This is a genomic window from Pseudorhizobium flavum, assembly GCF_044142885.1.
In the GTDB taxonomy this organism is placed as follows: Bacteria; Pseudomonadota; Alphaproteobacteria; order Rhizobiales; family Rhizobiaceae; genus Neorhizobium; species Neorhizobium flavum.
On the sequence record NZ_JBIOKZ010000012.1, the window covers coordinates 118,081 to 131,926 of the forward strand.

14 protein-coding genes and 1 pseudogene are annotated in these 13,846 nt (G+C 61.0%); 8 read left to right on the plus strand and 7 right to left on the minus strand.

The genetic code is table 11. The annotated features are described in order from the left end of the window. From ACEPP2_RS18820 to dsbD, 3 genes are read right to left on the minus strand one after another with little or no spacing between them, the layout of a single operon-like run. Window positions 1-696, minus strand: coding sequence for a L,D-transpeptidase (locus tag ACEPP2_RS18820; protein ID WP_395517549.1), 696 nt, complete (start codon window positions 694-696; stop codon window positions 1-3). Further along, window positions 693-1,508, minus strand: a complete 816-nt coding sequence (locus ACEPP2_RS18825) for a prolipoprotein diacylglyceryl transferase family protein (protein WP_395517550.1) — start codon at window positions 1,506-1,508, stop codon at window positions 693-695. Before ACEPP2_RS18825 ends, ACEPP2_RS18820 begins: the two co-directional genes overlap by 4 nt. Further along, window positions 1,508-3,349 carry a protein-disulfide reductase DsbD gene (dsbD, locus tag ACEPP2_RS18830; protein ID WP_395517551.1) on the minus strand — a complete coding sequence of 614 codons (1,842 nt, stop codon included), beginning with the start codon at window positions 3,347-3,349 and terminating at the stop codon, window positions 1,508-1,510. Before dsbD ends, ACEPP2_RS18825 begins: the two co-directional genes overlap by 1 nt. A 105-nt stretch (window positions 3,350-3,454) precedes the next feature. On the opposite strand from dsbD, the gene ACEPP2_RS18835 reads away from it, so the two are divergent. Together ACEPP2_RS18835 and ACEPP2_RS18840 are read left to right on the plus strand one after the other, a co-directional pair. After that, window positions 3,455-4,117 (plus strand): response regulator, encoded by a 663-nt coding sequence (locus tag ACEPP2_RS18835; RefSeq protein ID WP_395517552.1) that lies wholly within the window; start codon window positions 3,455-3,457, stop codon window positions 4,115-4,117. Further along, entirely contained in the window at window positions 4,114-5,481 is a 1,368-nt protein-coding gene (locus tag ACEPP2_RS18840) for an ATP-binding protein (protein WP_395517553.1), read from the plus strand. The genes ACEPP2_RS18835 and ACEPP2_RS18840 overlap by 4 nt, the downstream gene beginning before the upstream one ends. A gap of 4 nt (window positions 5,482-5,485) precedes the next feature. Here ACEPP2_RS18840 and ACEPP2_RS18845 read toward each other — a convergent pair whose 3' ends face one another. Together ACEPP2_RS18845 and ACEPP2_RS18850 are read right to left on the minus strand one after the other, a co-directional pair. Beyond that, entirely contained in the window at window positions 5,486-6,292 is an 807-nt protein-coding gene (locus ACEPP2_RS18845; RefSeq protein ID WP_395517554.1) for a DUF2243 domain-containing protein, read from the minus strand. After that, window positions 6,289-6,741 (minus strand): annotated as a pseudogene (locus ACEPP2_RS18850) (hypothetical protein). Before ACEPP2_RS18850 ends, ACEPP2_RS18845 begins: the two are co-directional and overlap by 4 nt. A gap of 119 nt (window positions 6,742-6,860) precedes the next feature. Here ACEPP2_RS18850 and blh point away from each other — a divergent pair. From blh to dsbG, 6 genes are all read left to right on the plus strand, one after another. Further along, entirely contained in the window at window positions 6,861-8,159 is a 1,299-nt protein-coding gene (blh, locus tag ACEPP2_RS18855) for a bifunctional sulfur transferase/dioxygenase Blh (protein ID WP_395517555.1), read from the plus strand. After that, a complete protein-coding gene (bigR, locus tag ACEPP2_RS18860) occupies window positions 8,150-8,497 on the plus strand; it encodes a sulfite-sensing transcriptional repressor BigR (protein ID WP_395517556.1) in 348 nt (115 codons plus the stop codon). The genes blh and bigR overlap by 10 nt, the downstream gene beginning before the upstream one ends. Beyond that, window positions 8,494-8,904, plus strand: coding sequence for a YeeE/YedE family protein (locus ACEPP2_RS18865; RefSeq protein ID WP_395517557.1), 411 nt, complete (start codon window positions 8,494-8,496; stop codon window positions 8,902-8,904). Before bigR ends, ACEPP2_RS18865 begins: the two co-directional genes overlap by 4 nt. Further along, window positions 8,901-9,332 (plus strand): DUF6691 family protein, encoded by a 432-nt coding sequence (locus ACEPP2_RS18870; protein WP_395517558.1) that lies wholly within the window; start codon window positions 8,901-8,903, stop codon window positions 9,330-9,332. Before ACEPP2_RS18865 ends, ACEPP2_RS18870 begins: the two co-directional genes overlap by 4 nt. Continuing rightward, entirely contained in the window at window positions 9,314-10,111 is a 798-nt protein-coding gene (locus ACEPP2_RS18875; protein WP_395517559.1) for a sulfite exporter TauE/SafE family protein, read from the plus strand. Before ACEPP2_RS18870 ends, ACEPP2_RS18875 begins: the two co-directional genes overlap by 19 nt. 191 nt (window positions 10,112-10,302) lie before the next feature. Next, window positions 10,303-11,106 carry a thiol:disulfide interchange protein DsbG gene (gene dsbG, locus ACEPP2_RS18880; RefSeq protein ID WP_395517560.1) on the plus strand — a complete coding sequence of 268 codons (804 nt, stop codon included), beginning with the start codon at window positions 10,303-10,305 and terminating at the stop codon, window positions 11,104-11,106. A gap of 121 nt (window positions 11,107-11,227) precedes the next feature. On the opposite strand, the gene ACEPP2_RS18885 is transcribed toward dsbG, so the two are convergent. Together ACEPP2_RS18885 and ACEPP2_RS18890 are read right to left on the minus strand one after the other, a co-directional pair. Next, window positions 11,228-12,007 (minus strand): SDR family oxidoreductase, encoded by a 780-nt coding sequence (locus ACEPP2_RS18885; RefSeq protein ID WP_395517561.1) that lies wholly within the window; start codon window positions 12,005-12,007, stop codon window positions 11,228-11,230. Window positions 12,008-12,438: 431 nt separating this feature from the next. After that, window positions 12,439-13,404 (minus strand): PAS domain-containing protein, encoded by a 966-nt coding sequence (locus tag ACEPP2_RS18890; protein ID WP_395517562.1) that lies wholly within the window; start codon window positions 13,402-13,404, stop codon window positions 12,439-12,441. Window positions 13,405-13,846: the final 442 nt, after the last annotated feature.

The following is a 13,846-nucleotide window of genomic DNA, read 5'->3' on the forward strand; positions in this document are numbered from 1 at the left end:
TCATGTTTCTCCTTTTCCGGATTGTTCGGGTCCGAGCACGACGACCTTCGAGCCTTTCGGCACGCGTCGGTGCAGATCAATGATGTCGTGGTTCAACAGCCTGATGCAGCCGGACGAGACCGACTTGCCGATCGTCCAGGGCTCATTGGTGCCGTGGATGCGGTAGAGCGTGTCCTTGCCGCCCTGGTAGAGGTAGAGGGCGCGTGCTCCCAGAGGGTTCCTGATGCCACCCTCCAGGCCCGATGCCAAAGGGCCGTAGCGCTCCGGATTGCGCTTGATCATGTTCTGGGTCGGCACCCAGCCGGGCCAGCGCGCCTTGCGGGCTATGTCGGCCTCGCCTTCGAACTCCATGCCGGCCTTTGCGACGCCGACGCCGTAACGCATCGCCTTGCCACCCTCCATGACGAGATAGAGGAAGCGGGAATGTGGATCGACGACGATCGTGCCCGGTGGATAGCCCGTCTTGTAATCCACCACCTGGCGGACGTTCTTCGGGTCCATCTTCGACACGTCCACGCCGGGGATCGTTTCGTCACCATCCCTGATCGCACCATACATGCTGGCAAGTGACGGATCCGCTTTCGGGGTTTCGATGGATGGAGGTTCCGCAGCCGTCCGGGCGCAGGCCGACAACCCGATGACGAGAAGCAGAGCCGTTAGCGGGAGCCGCGGAGCGGTCGCTCTGGCAGGTGTCATCGGGATATTCCTTGTTGAGATTTGAGTTCTTCGATCTTTTCCGCGAGAACCTCGCGGGAAATCTCACCGAGATGGGAGCCAATGAGCGTGCCGTCGGCTGCGAGAAAGAGCGTCGCGGGAAGCCCGACCGCCGAATAATGGCTGCTCAGCAGAAGCTGCGGATCAAGCACTGCCAGCGGCAGGTCGAGGTTTTCGCTCCGGAGGTAGTCAGCCACTGTTGCCGTCTGCTCCCCCTGATTCGCAAAGACGAAGTCGACATCGGCCGTACCGGCTGCAAGTTCCGCCATCATCGGCAGTTCGCGGCGGCAAGGCGGGCACCAGGTGGCCCATAAGTTCACAACCGTGGGACGACCGTTGCCACCGACCGTGGTTTCGGCACCATCGAGCATGCGGAACGCGGACGTCGTCGGCGGAAGCTGCGCGCTCGAATAGGTCAATGCAAGTGTCGCCGCCGTCGCAGCAACGCCCGCCACAACGCTTGCCGCGGCCCATGCGCCAAGCTTTCGGCTTCTCAGGAACAGCAGGACGAGCATCACGGCGACGCCTGCCGCACCTCCGCTCCAGGAGAAGCCGCCCTGCCACACGGCAAGGATCCGCCAAGGCTCTGAGGCGAAGCTTTCGGCATGCTGCAGAACATGCCCCATGCGCGCCGCCGCCAGTCCGACCAGAGCCGTCCAGGACGACCCTCGGCCGAGTCGGTCGTCGACCCGATGGGCAAGAACGGACGCCGCGGTAAGAAACACAACCATGCCCGCGATGGCAGCGAAGCGTTCCGCGTCGAACGCGAAGGGACCGATGGAGACCGCGTTCATCAGAGGGCGCTCTTGGCGGCTGACGCAGACTTCGTAACGGTGTCGGCAGTGATTTCTCCCACGAGCCTGCTGTCGGCAATCTCATTGTTGTAGCCGTCGAGGAACAGCATAGTCGGCGGCCCGACGACCTGCAGTTCCTTCATCAGCGACTGGTTGGCCTCGTTGATCTCGCTAAGATCGACCGAGATCAGGCGGAGGCCATCCAGCGCATTTGCCACTGTCGGGTCCGGAAAAACGGAACGCTCGATCACCCGACAGGTGACGCACCAGTCGGCCGTAAAGTAGACCAGCGAGGGGGTGCCTCCCCCGTCGGCCGCCAGCAGTGAGGATAGTTCGGATGTGGAGGCAACGGCTTGGAACGAGTCCTTGTCGATCGCTCTGCTTGCTGTCGTGTTTCCGGAGCGTGCGGCAGCGATGGTCGCGAGAGGCTTCAGGGGATTGGTTGCGCCGGAGAGGCCACCAATCCCAAGGATGACGCCGTAGAGACCCGCCAACATGCCCGCGGATTTGGCAAGCCTTGCAGCGCCACCGGCCTCGGGTCGCATCTCATCGAAGGCTCCGATGAAGACTGCGAAGGTGATCGCCAGGACGGACCACAACAGAAGACCAGTTCCGCCAGGCAGCAGACGATCCACAAGCCAGACGGCCGTGGCGAGGAAGAGGAAGCCGAAGACCTGCCGGACACGTTCCATCCATTGTCCTGCACGAGGAAGCAGGCCCGACCCGAAGGTCCCCATCAGGATCAGCGGGATGCCCTTGCCGACGCCGAGCGCGAACAGGGCCGTCGCTCCGAGGACGACATCTCCGGTCTGCGCGATGTAGAGAAGCGCGCCCGCCAACGGAGCCGTGACGCAGGGCCCGATGACCAGAGCGGAGGAAAATCCGAGTGCCGCCGAAGACGCCAATGAACCTCCTGAACCCCGACGCGCGGCAAGCCGGTTCCTGAGGAAGGACGGAAGCTGCAGTTCGAACAGGCCGAAGCTTGAAAGTGCCAGAGCTACGAAGATGGCGGCAACGACGAGTGTGGCAGCAGAAGACTGCAGCGCGATCTGGAAGCTCTGGCCCCACCATGCAGCGATGACGCCGAAGAGACTGAAGGCCGCCGCCAAGGAAAGGACATAGGTTGACGACAATACGAATCCACGTCCGGCCGACAGGCTCTCGCCCTCCCTCGTCAGGGTCGCTGCAAGGATTGGGTACATGGGAAAGACGCATGGCGTGAAGGCCAGCAGGACGCCGAGCCCCAGGAAGCCGGCGACCAGCAGCAGCACGCCACCGCGGTCGAGCAGAGATCCGACGACTCCGTTGGAGGACTGGTCCGAAATACGGATACCGGGACTGTCGGCGGGTTCCGTCGCGGCTTTGGACACCAGAGGAAAGGCTGCCTGTGACTGAAGGGCAGTCTGAAGAGCGGACGATTCGTCACTGGCGACTGGTATCAACGCCGCAGGGTCGATATCGACAGTGGTCGGAGGATAGCAGAGGCCGCCATCCTGGCAGCCCTGGTAGGTGACCTTGAAGGAGCCGATGATCGGCCCCGCGATCGTTGCCGTGGCCGTTGCGTAGTAGACCTCGGTGCTTCCGTATCCGGGATCCTCCTTCATGACGCCAGCCGGAGTTGCGATCTCGAAAGGCTTGCCATCTGCACCCGTCGCGCTCAGGTAATCCCGATAGAGATAGTAGCCGTCCTCAAGCTGCCATCTTATGACGATGTCAGCACCGTCGCGCCGGGCTTCCATGCGAAAGGCCTGATCCATGGGGAGCGGCGGTTCCATGGCGAAGGCTATCGCCGACGCCGCCAAGGTCACGATGAAACTTGAGAACAAGAGGAAGAAACGCAAGGATCCGCTCCGGTTGCTTGATATGGAGCGGCGGTCTCGCCTCCCAACCTTAAGGCAGCCTTAAGGTGGCGGGTACAGGCAGGAGTGAACCTAGACGAGGATGTGATGCGCCTGCTGGTCGTGGAAGATGACGAGATCCTGTTGGACGGCCTGAAGGTCGGCCTACAGATGTGCGGCTTCACGGTCGACGCCGTGGCATCGGTGGCCGACGCCGACGCGGCCATCGAGGCCGACCGCTTTGATGCGATCATCCTCGATCTCATGCTCCCGGACGGCACTGGTCTCGACGTGCTGGCGAAGATGCGCCGGTCGGGCGACCGCACCCCTGTTCTCCTCCTGACTGCCAAGGACGAGGTCACTGACCGGATCGCAGGACTGGACTCCGGAGCCGACGATTATCTGGGCAAGCCCTTCGATCTCGACGAGGTCGCTGCGCGTCTGCGCGCCATCGTCCGCCGCGGCCATGGCAGGGCCTCAGGGCTGCTCGAGTGGAAGGACGTAAGCCTCGACCCGGCGCGGATGTCTGCATCGCGTGGCGGCACGGCGATATCCCTTTCCCGGCGGGAGTTCGTCATCCTGCAGGCGCTGATGGAGACACCCGGCGTCATCCTCTCCCGCTCCAACCTGGAAGAGAAACTGTACGGCTGGCAGGAGGAAATCGAGAGCAATACGGTGGAGGTTCACGTCCACAAGCTGCGCTCCAAGCTCGGGGCGAGCTTCATCGAGACGGTGCGTGGCGCGGGCTATCGATTGAGGGCGGCACAATGAACTCAATACGGATCAGGCTGTTTGCGATCCTCATTGCCACGACCGGCGCGGTGTGGCTCCTCGCTGCCGCCTGGATCTATGCCAGCACGCAAGCGGAAGTCGAGCGCGTGCTGGACGCGCGGCTGATGGAAGCGGCACGCATGGTAAGTTCGCTGATCACGGATCATCAGATTGACCCCGCTGCCGCAGCCAATGCCGCTACCGCGAATGCTCCCCCTCCGCCATTCGAAGAAGCCCGCGGCAGCTACAGCCGCCAGCTTTCCTGCCAAATCTGGTCGCTTCAGGGCAGCCTCGTCAGCCGTTCGGAAAGCGCACCCGCAACCTCGCTCGCCAGCCATACGGATGGCTTCGAAGAAACGGAGATCGACGGAGAACGGTGGCGGGTCTATGCCGTCGTCAATCCAACGCTTGGGGTCCGCGTGCTGGTCGGTGACAGCCTTGAAATCCGAGATCGGCTGATAGGCGACGTCATCAAGGGACTTCTCGTTCCGGGCGTCGTTATCCTCCCGATCCTTGCGGGGCTGATCTGGCTGAGCGTCGGTCGCGGTCTCGCCCCACTGACCCGCGTCGCTGAAGGCCTTGCCGGCCGTTCCGCAGCCGAACTTCATCCTGTGGATGCCGGATCCGTTCCGCGGGAAGTGCGGCCGGTCATCCGGGCGCTGAACAGCCTGTTCGGGCGTGTGGCCGAAGCAAGAGACCGCGAACGGAGCTTCACCGCCTATGCCGCGCATGAACTGAAGACACCCCTTGCAGGTCTCAAGACCCAGGCGCAGATTGCTCTTAGAACCGACGATCCAGCCATCCAACGCGAGGCCCTCTCCCGCATCTCCACCAGCGTCGACCGAACCAGCCGGATGGTGAGGCAGCTTATCGATCTTGCCGCCGTCGATGCGTCTCAAGGCATCGCGAACGACGAGGAGGTCGATATCGCCGTCCTTATCGCGGAAGTGGCCGCGGAGCTGGAGATGCAGCTCGCAGCAAATGAGGTCTACGTCGCGATAGAACTTACTGACCAGGCTCCGCCGCCCAACATCATACGAGGTGACAGGATCCTTGTTCGTCTTGCGATCCGCAACCTCCTGGAGAATGCCATCCAGCACTCGCCCAAAGGCGGCGAAGTCAGGTGCCGCGTCCTGGCGAGGAATGACGTAGTCTGCGTTGATATCCTGGACCAGGGGCCGGGTATCCCGCAGGCGGACGAGAAGCGCGTCACGGAACGCTTCTTCCGAGGATCGAAGGCGCAGGGTCATGGAAGTGGCCTCGGATTGTCGATCGTTCGGATGGCGCTCGACCGTCTGGGCGGAACCCTGACATTCGAGAGAGGCGGCCGCTGGTTTGTTGCGAGAGCAGCGTTCCCGCTCTAAGGCCTCAGATCCGCGTCCAGTTGAAGCACCCGGCTGGCAGGATCGAGTTGCTGATCAGGAGTGCGCCGTGAGCGTAGAACTGTCGAGCATCTCCTCCACCGGAAATGTCGACAGCCCAGACGGTGTCAGACGCATCGGACCATATGAGCCGCCCGCGGCTTGCCTCTAATCCTTCCATCGCACGTGCGACGGTCGCGTCGGGGCGGAACACGATCATCACGGTATCGTCGTCTGGAGCAGGTAGCGCCGCGAGAGGCCCTGCGACGAAAACTGCCAAAGCAAGAGCGGCCGGTCCGCCGGGGGTACGACGGCTCGAGCCACTTCTTTTACTGGACCTGCGCATCAGCAGCCCCAAAGCCAAAGGCAAAAGGCCGAAGACGGCGAACCACAGCAAATCCCAAAACAACTGGTTTTCCACGTCCATCCGGATCCTGTGAATCCCGAGTATCCAATGGGAAAGGACACTGTCGAGGATATGCCAGACACCGAAACCGATCGCCGCGCTTGCGAAGAGGAGCCTGTCTGCTCCGTGGGCAGCACAAGAGTGCCTCGACCGCCACAGCAGCCCAAGCCCCGCCGCGGCTATAACGTACATGAGAGCGTGAAACAGACCGTCCGTCAGGATGAGGACGCGAATGTCCTGGCGTGCCTCTTCAATGCCACTTAGGAGATGATGCCATTGCAGGATCTGGTGAAGCAGTATTCCGTCGAAGAAACCGCCTAGTCCAAATCCGAGTGCATATCTTGCCCAGATCAGCGTCGCGGGGAAGCTCTGCTTCTCACGTTCCTTCGGTGTGATGGCTGCCGTCATGCGCCGCCTCGTCTGATCCCGACCGCTCGCAGCACGGTATCGAGCTTGCTGCCGCCCTTGGCGTCGAAGTCACCTCTGAGCGCTTTCAACGCATATCGCTCCTGATTGATCTCTTCTGCTGTTCGGAAGCCCAGCCTGCGCAAAATGGGCAACGGCGGGCACCAGCCTTGCATGGCGTGCTGGAATAGGAACCCCGTTACGATGGCCGGAAGCGCCAGCCATCTTCGGTCCACTGTGGCCGCCAGCATTGTTCCCGTGAATGCCAAGGTGGAAGCATTCGCCTCAAGCGTCCTCTCGATGTCCCATTCCCGATCGAGTTCGACCAGCCTCGCTGCGATCTAGTCGGGGTGCGTTTCGTAGTAGGCGAGCCTCTCTTCCATCTGCCAGCGAAGGCGGTTGTTGATCTCGTCGGATGTCTGGGCGCTGACCCGGTTCGCTGTCGTGGACATGGTCTTGATCTCCTCTGCGCGGGAACCACAGGAAGACCACAAAGTTCCGTGACTAGGCTTGAAGACATATCAATATATAATATATTAGAACGTATAACGATATGTGCGCGGAGCTAGTCATGCCTGTAACCAGAGTATCCGAGAAGCTTGCGGTCTCGTCTCAGCCAAGTGTTGAAGACATCCGTTCGCTGCGCGAAAACGGGTTCAAGACGCTTATCAACAATCGCCCGGATGGCGAGGAGCCCGGGCAGCCGGGAACAGAGGCCGAAGCCCAGGAAGCAGAGCACTGCAACCTGTCCTATGCGTTCATTCCGGTCACAGGAGCCACCATCACCGAGGCGGACATGCGCGCCTTCCAGCGCGCGGTCGCTGGATCTGAAGGCCCCGTCTTCGCCCACTGCAAGAGCGGTACCCGGTCGCTGAACCTCCACCTCATTGGTGAGGTTCTTGACGGCCGCATGCGGGCCGACGACGTCATCGACTTCGGACGCGAACGCGGCTTCGACACAACTGCCGCGGCAAACTGGATCAAGCAGCACGCCTCCCGTCGGCCGCAGGTCAAGGGCTTCTTCGACAAGCGCACCTGGAGCGTCCAGTACGTGGTTTCGGATCCGGATACGGGCAAGTGCGCCATCATCGACCCCGTTCTCGACTTCGACGAGAAGGCAGGCGCGACGGCGACGATCAATGCCGACGCCATCCTCGACTATGTCCGCGAGAACGACCTGACGGTCGAGTGGATCCTCGACACCCATCCCCATGCCGACCACTTTTCTGCGGCTCAATACCTGAAGGAAAAGACGAGTGCCCGCACCGCCATCGGTGAGCGCGTCGTGGATGTGCAGAAGCTGTGGAAGGAAATTTACAACTGGCCGGAGCTTGCCACCGACGGCTCGCAATGGGACCGGCTGTTTGCCCATGGCGAGACGTTCAAGGTTGGCTCCATCGACGCAAAGGTGATGTTCTCGCCCGGACATACGCTTGCCTCCATCACCTATGTGATCGGCGACGCGGCCTTCGTCCACGACACGCTCTTCATGCCGGACAGCGGCACGGCGCGTGCCGACTTCCCAGGCGGCGATGCCCGCGTCTTGTGGAGATCGATCCAAGACATCCTCGCGCTCCCGGACGAGACGCGGATCTTCACGGGCCATGATTATCAGCCGGACGGCCGCGCACCCCGTTGGGAAAGCACGGTTGCCGAGCAGAAGAAGTCCAACTCGCATCTTGTCGGCGTGAGCGAGGAAGAATTCGTTACGCTGAGGACGAAGCGCGACAAGACGCTGCCGATGCCGAAGCTCATCCTGCATGCCCTGCAGGTGAACATCCGTGGCGGGCGTCTGCCGGAGCCAGAAGCGAACGGCAAGCGCTACCTCAAGTTCCCGCTCGATGCATTGCAGGGAGCGGCATGGGAATGAGCACTGACCTCAGGGCCATGTTGAAGGCGGGGCTTTCTCCAGTCGAGATGGCCAGCCGCGCCGAAGAGGTGGCAAACCTCCTGAAGACGCTCTCCCATCCGGCGCGGCTGATGATCGTCTGCACGCTGGTGGAGGGCGAGTACTCCGTTGGCGAGCTTGAAGAGAAGCTCGATCTGCATCAGCCACATTTGTCGCAGCACCTGACGGTGTTGCGTGGCTCCGGCATCGTCGCAACCCGGCGGGACGGCAAACAGATCTTCTATTCCCTGACGGAAGAGAAGGCCGCCGAACTGGTTGCCGCCCTCTATGACATCTTCTGCGTGAAGGAAGACACATGATCGAATATCTCCCATCACTGGCCGGTGGCATGCTGATCGGGCTGTCAGCGGTCATGCTGCTGCTCCTCAACGGGCGGATCGCCGGGATCAGCGGCATCGTCGGACGGCTCGCCCAAGGCGTCGGCCTGACCATCAACCTCGCCTTCGTGCTTGGCCTGCTGCTCGGGCCGCTCGCCTACCTGCTCGTCTTCGACGGCTGGCCCACGGTGGAGATCACGGCAGGGTGGCCGCTGATCATCGTCGCCGGGTTGCTCGTCGGCTTCGGCTCGCGCATGGGCTCCGGCTGCACCAGCGGCCATGGCGTGCTCGGCCTAGCCCGCCTGTCTCCGCGCTCGATGGTGGCGGTTGCCACCTTCCTCACGGCCGGCATCGTGGCCGTCACGGTTCTGCGGGGTCTCGGGTTATGAACAGGAACGTCTACCAATTCGGAGCAGCTCTCGCCTCAGGCATCGTTTTCGGTTTCGGCCTGTCGCTCTCGGGCATGCTGAACCCGGCTCGCGTTCAAGGTTTCCTCGACGTGTTTGGCGCGTGGGATGCAAGCCTTGCCTTCGTTCTCGGTGGTGCCGTCGTGGTCGCCTTTATCGGGGTTCGGGTGATGAAGCGGATGCGACACCCGGCCTTTGACGACAGCTTCCATGTCCCGACCAATCGGCAGATAGCCCCGCCGCTCATCATCGGCTCCGCCCTGTTCGGCTTTGGCTGGGGCATCGGCGGCTTCTGTCCCGGTCCGGCGGTCGCGTCGCTGTCTATCGGTATCCCCCAGACGGTGCTGTTCGTCATCGCCATGCTGGTGGGCATGACCTTCCACGACCGAGTATGGAGCAGACGGACGTGACCACCTCAATCCTTGCGGCAGTCGGCTCCGGCGGGATCGTCGGCTTCATGCTCGGCCTGCTGGGCGGTGGCGGGTCAATCCTGGCCACACCGCTCCTCCTTTACGTGGTCGGCGTAACCCAGCCGCATGTTGCGATCGGCACGGGCGCGCTTGCGGTCTCGGTGAATGCCTTCGCGAACTTCGCCAGCCACGCCATCAAGGGTCATGTCTGGTGGCGATGCGCGGCTGTCTTCTCAGCTCTCGGTGTTCTCGGTGCGCTCGGCGGCTCCAGCCTCGGCAAGGCGATGGACGGAGACCGGCTGATATTCCTGTTCGGCATCCTGATGGTGGTGGTGGGCGCGCTGATGCTCAAGCCCAGGAAGGCACCTGCGGTCAAATGCCGTCCTGTCGACCTCCGGATGTGTCTTGCCACCGCCGCCGTGGCATTAGCCGCGGGCTCGGCATCTGGCTTCTTTGGCATCGGCGGAGGCTTCCTGATTGTGCCCGGCCTGATGCTGGCGACGGGCATGCCGATGATAAACGCGATCGGAACCTCTCTCCTCTCCGTCGGCGCATTCGGCCTGGCCACCGCCCTGAACTATGCCAGCTCAGGACTGGTGGACTGGTGGCTCGCCGTCGAGTTCATCGGCGGCGGTATCGTTGGCGGCGTGCTCGGCATGCTACTCGCCACGCGCCTCAGCGCCTACAAAAACATCCTCAACCGCCTGTTCGCCGGACTGATCCTCCTGGTTGCTGCTTATATCCTCTATCAGAACTGGGACATTTCGCTGGGCGGTTGAGAGCAGTCGGAGTCGGGGGCCGCTCCGTCTTGGGCCCCGTCGTCCAATGGACGTGAACAAGCAGACGCCGCTGGCGACAGGACGCCTGCTCGTCCAGAAGCAAGGACCGGCGCTGCCACATGCACAGGGACCGCTGCCTTAAGGCTGCCTTAAGGTGAACAGGTCAAGCGACAGCTTTTGAAGGAACTCCAATGCGCCTCTTCATTTTCACCAAGCTCAGGCCCACCCTGATGCTGTTTGCAGCGCTGCTGTTCGGTTCTGCACCGCAGATCGCCGCAGCCGAGGATATCCCACAACCCCAAGAGTATCCCCGGATACTGAAGGTGATCGAGCAGCAGGGGATAACAATCCTCGGAGAGATGAAAGTGCCGGGCGGGCTGAGAGCATTCGCTGCAAAAGCTGGTGCGCAACCGTTGGCACTCTACCTCACTCCAGATGGCGAGCATGTTGTGGTTGGCACACTTGTCGACGCAGCAGGACAGGACATGGCGGAGACCCAGCTCAAGGAGATGGTCGAAGCGCCGATCACAGAAGAGGGTTGGCAAAAGCTGGAGCAATCGACATGGGTGAAGGACGGTAGTCCAGACGCGTCGAGGATCGTCTACGTGTTCACTGACCCAAACTGTCCCTACTGCAATCAGCTCTGGACCGTCGCCAGACCATGGGTTGAGGGGGGAAAGGTACAATTGAGGCACGTGATGGTTGGGGTAATCCGACAGGATTCACCTGCCAAGGCGGCTGCTATCCTTCAAGCCGCATCGCCTGAAGAGGCTTTGGCGGAAAACGCGAACAACTACGAGGGTGGCGGCATTGCTCCCGCGGACACGATGGACCCCGCAATCGCACAAAAGCTTGAAGGCAATGCCACCCTGATGACCGAGCTTGGCTTTTCCGGCACCCCTGCGATCGTCTTCAAGAAGCCTGATGGCAGTATCGACAAGATGGCTGGTCTGCCCCAGGACGCCGCACTCGAGATGATCTTGGGATCTAAGTAGCTTAAACCCGCTCGGCTCTTCTATGTCTGCAATGGACCGCCAGACGTCTTCCGCCTCGCGCCAATTGCAGTCATTGCATGCTCCTAATTTGGTATGAATGGCGGGCAGATCAGCCTGGCCCTCAACTAGGTGAAGCGGCGGAACCTGCCAGCAGCCCGCCGTCGATGCTCACCTCCGTCCCGGTGACGTAGGTTGCTTCGTCCGAGGCGAGCATCACGGCAATGGCCGCAACCTCATCAGGCATTCCAAACCGCTTGAGCGGCGTATCTGCGACGAGCGCCTGCATCTTGGCATCTCGATCGGAACCGCTACCCAGCATCGGCTCCCAGATCGGCGTGAGGATTGCAGCAGGATGGATCGAGTTGCAGCGTATCCGCCAGCCCTGCTGTGCGCAGTAGAGTGCAACCGTCTTGCTGTGGTTGCGAATCGCGGCCTTGGAAGAGGCATAAGCTGCCGCACCTGGGATGCCGACTAGCCCCGAGCGCGAGGATATGTTGATTATCGAGCCTGTCCCCGCACCCTTCATCGCACCTATCGCGTAGCGGCAGCCGAGGAACGTCCCATCTAGGTTGACCCGGTGAACCTCACGCCAATCCGCAAGGCTGGCGTGTTCTGGGTCGTGAGGTGTCATGCGTTCTTCGAAGCCAGTCACCCCAGCATTGTTGACCACTACGTCGGCCACAGGAACGAGCCGGGCTAGGCGCGACCAAGCGGCCTCCTCACGCACATCAAGAGGTTCGAATCGACAGCCGATTTCGGCTGCCGTCGCCGCTCCTGTAGCTTCATCAATATCGGTGATGACGACGATGGCCCCTTCGTCATGGAAGCGAGCCGCGATGGCGCGACCGATGCCCCGCGCAGCGCCAGTGACGACGCACGTCTTGTTGTTCAGTCTTTGCATGATGTCCTCGAAAATACAGTTCTGTCGGCGGATCACTCCGCTGGCGTATGCCTTGCCGCGTTAACGGTGACGCTGGATCATTTCGAATACTCCAAAAACACGAGGGTTCTACGCCATAGAGCCGTAGGCTGCAATTTCTCAAACTCGATCTTTCGAGAAGACGATCATGGCAGCCACCGGCAGTAATTTCTTGTCCTGCCCCTGTGACAAACCCACCCATATTAGGAAGCGAACGCCCTCTATTGACAGCTTGGGGCCGACTGGCGTCAAGGCGCAGAAGCGCCACAAGCGGACATGCGCTTTAGGCCATGCGTCGCTGGTTCAGGCGACAGCCCGACAGTTCATTAGCTAAGTCATCAGGAGGAAACGCAAGACCGTCTGATGATGGTTACCGCGCTATTGCAGGTGGTTGCGCTAGATAAGTTAAGGAATCAACCTGATACGCTTTGCATGGGGAGGGAGATGCAACACCGAATTCCGCTCTTTTCCCATTCAACCAAAACACTTCCACGAAACTGCTTTTCCACAATAGTGGAGATCAATCTCGTCCCAAAACCCTTGCGGTTGGGTGGTCCAACAGGACGGCTTGCCCGTTCGCACCACTCTATATGCAGCTCTGTATCGCACCCGGACAGTTCCCAAACCAGGTCTAGCGACCCTGACGCATCTGCGAATGCTCCGTACTTGGCCGCGTTCGTAGCAAGTTCATGGAATATCATTGCCAGAGGCTGCGCGGCATCGGTTCCTATTTCCATCTCAGGACCAGCCCATCGGACACGACCGCCCGTGCTGAGACCGTATGCCGCTAGCTCATTCAGAAGTATGTCTTTTAATGCTGGCTTTTGACGCTGCTCGTGCGTCAAAACACCTTGAACTCGGCTGAGCGCCTCCAGTCGCCCGAGGACTGCCTCACGATATTCCTCTATCGTAGCCGTTGATGTAAGTCTGACGATGCTTTGGACAACTCCCAGCAGGTTCTTGTTGCGGTGCTCGACTTCCCGAGCGAGCAGCCTTTCCCGTCGTTCCTGCTGCTTTCGCTCGGTGATGTCGATGGATACACCGAGAAGGCCCACGCAATCGCCTTGATCATCGGTGAACGGAGCTTTGGTGGACAACCAATAGCTGACGGTACCGTCCTCAGCCCGCAGTTTCTCTTCGACCTGGCATTTTGCGGCTCCTGCCATGATCCTCTGATCATTTTCAACAATCGTGCGAGCCAAGTCCTTGTCAGCCAGTAGCTCAAGGTCGGTCTTACCGATGAACCCACCAGCTTGCCAGCCAACCGCTTCTGCGAAAGCCTCGTTCCCCAGTAGAATCCGGCCCTCACGATCCTTGGCGTAGACCGCGCCTGGAACGGCCTCAATGAACTCACGCAGGAAAGACTGCGTGGCTCTCAATCGCTCTATCGGCAACTATGAACCCTCCGACAGCACATGGCTCCTATCGTTGCTGCTACTACCAGCTCGGTCAAGACTGTTGTTCAAGCACTCACGAGAAGTTCGCCATCCTAGCTGAAGAGGCTTTGATCTGGACGCTACTAGCGGCTCCTCCGAACTCGCTGCTATTGCGGTGCGCCGCATCGGAGGGCTCTGTTGCAAAAATCGTGAAGCTTGAGCATGCTTGGCGGAGATTGGACGGACGGAACGATGACGGATTTCAAGTGGCGCCATTTCCAGGGTAACTCGCTGCTATTGCGGTGCGCCGCATCGGAGGGCTCTGTTGCAAAAATCGTGAAGCTTGAGCATGCTTGGCGGAGATTGGACGGACGGAACGATGACGGATTTCAAGTGGCGCCATTTCCAGGGTGATGTGATCCTGTGGGCGGTGCGCTGGTATTGT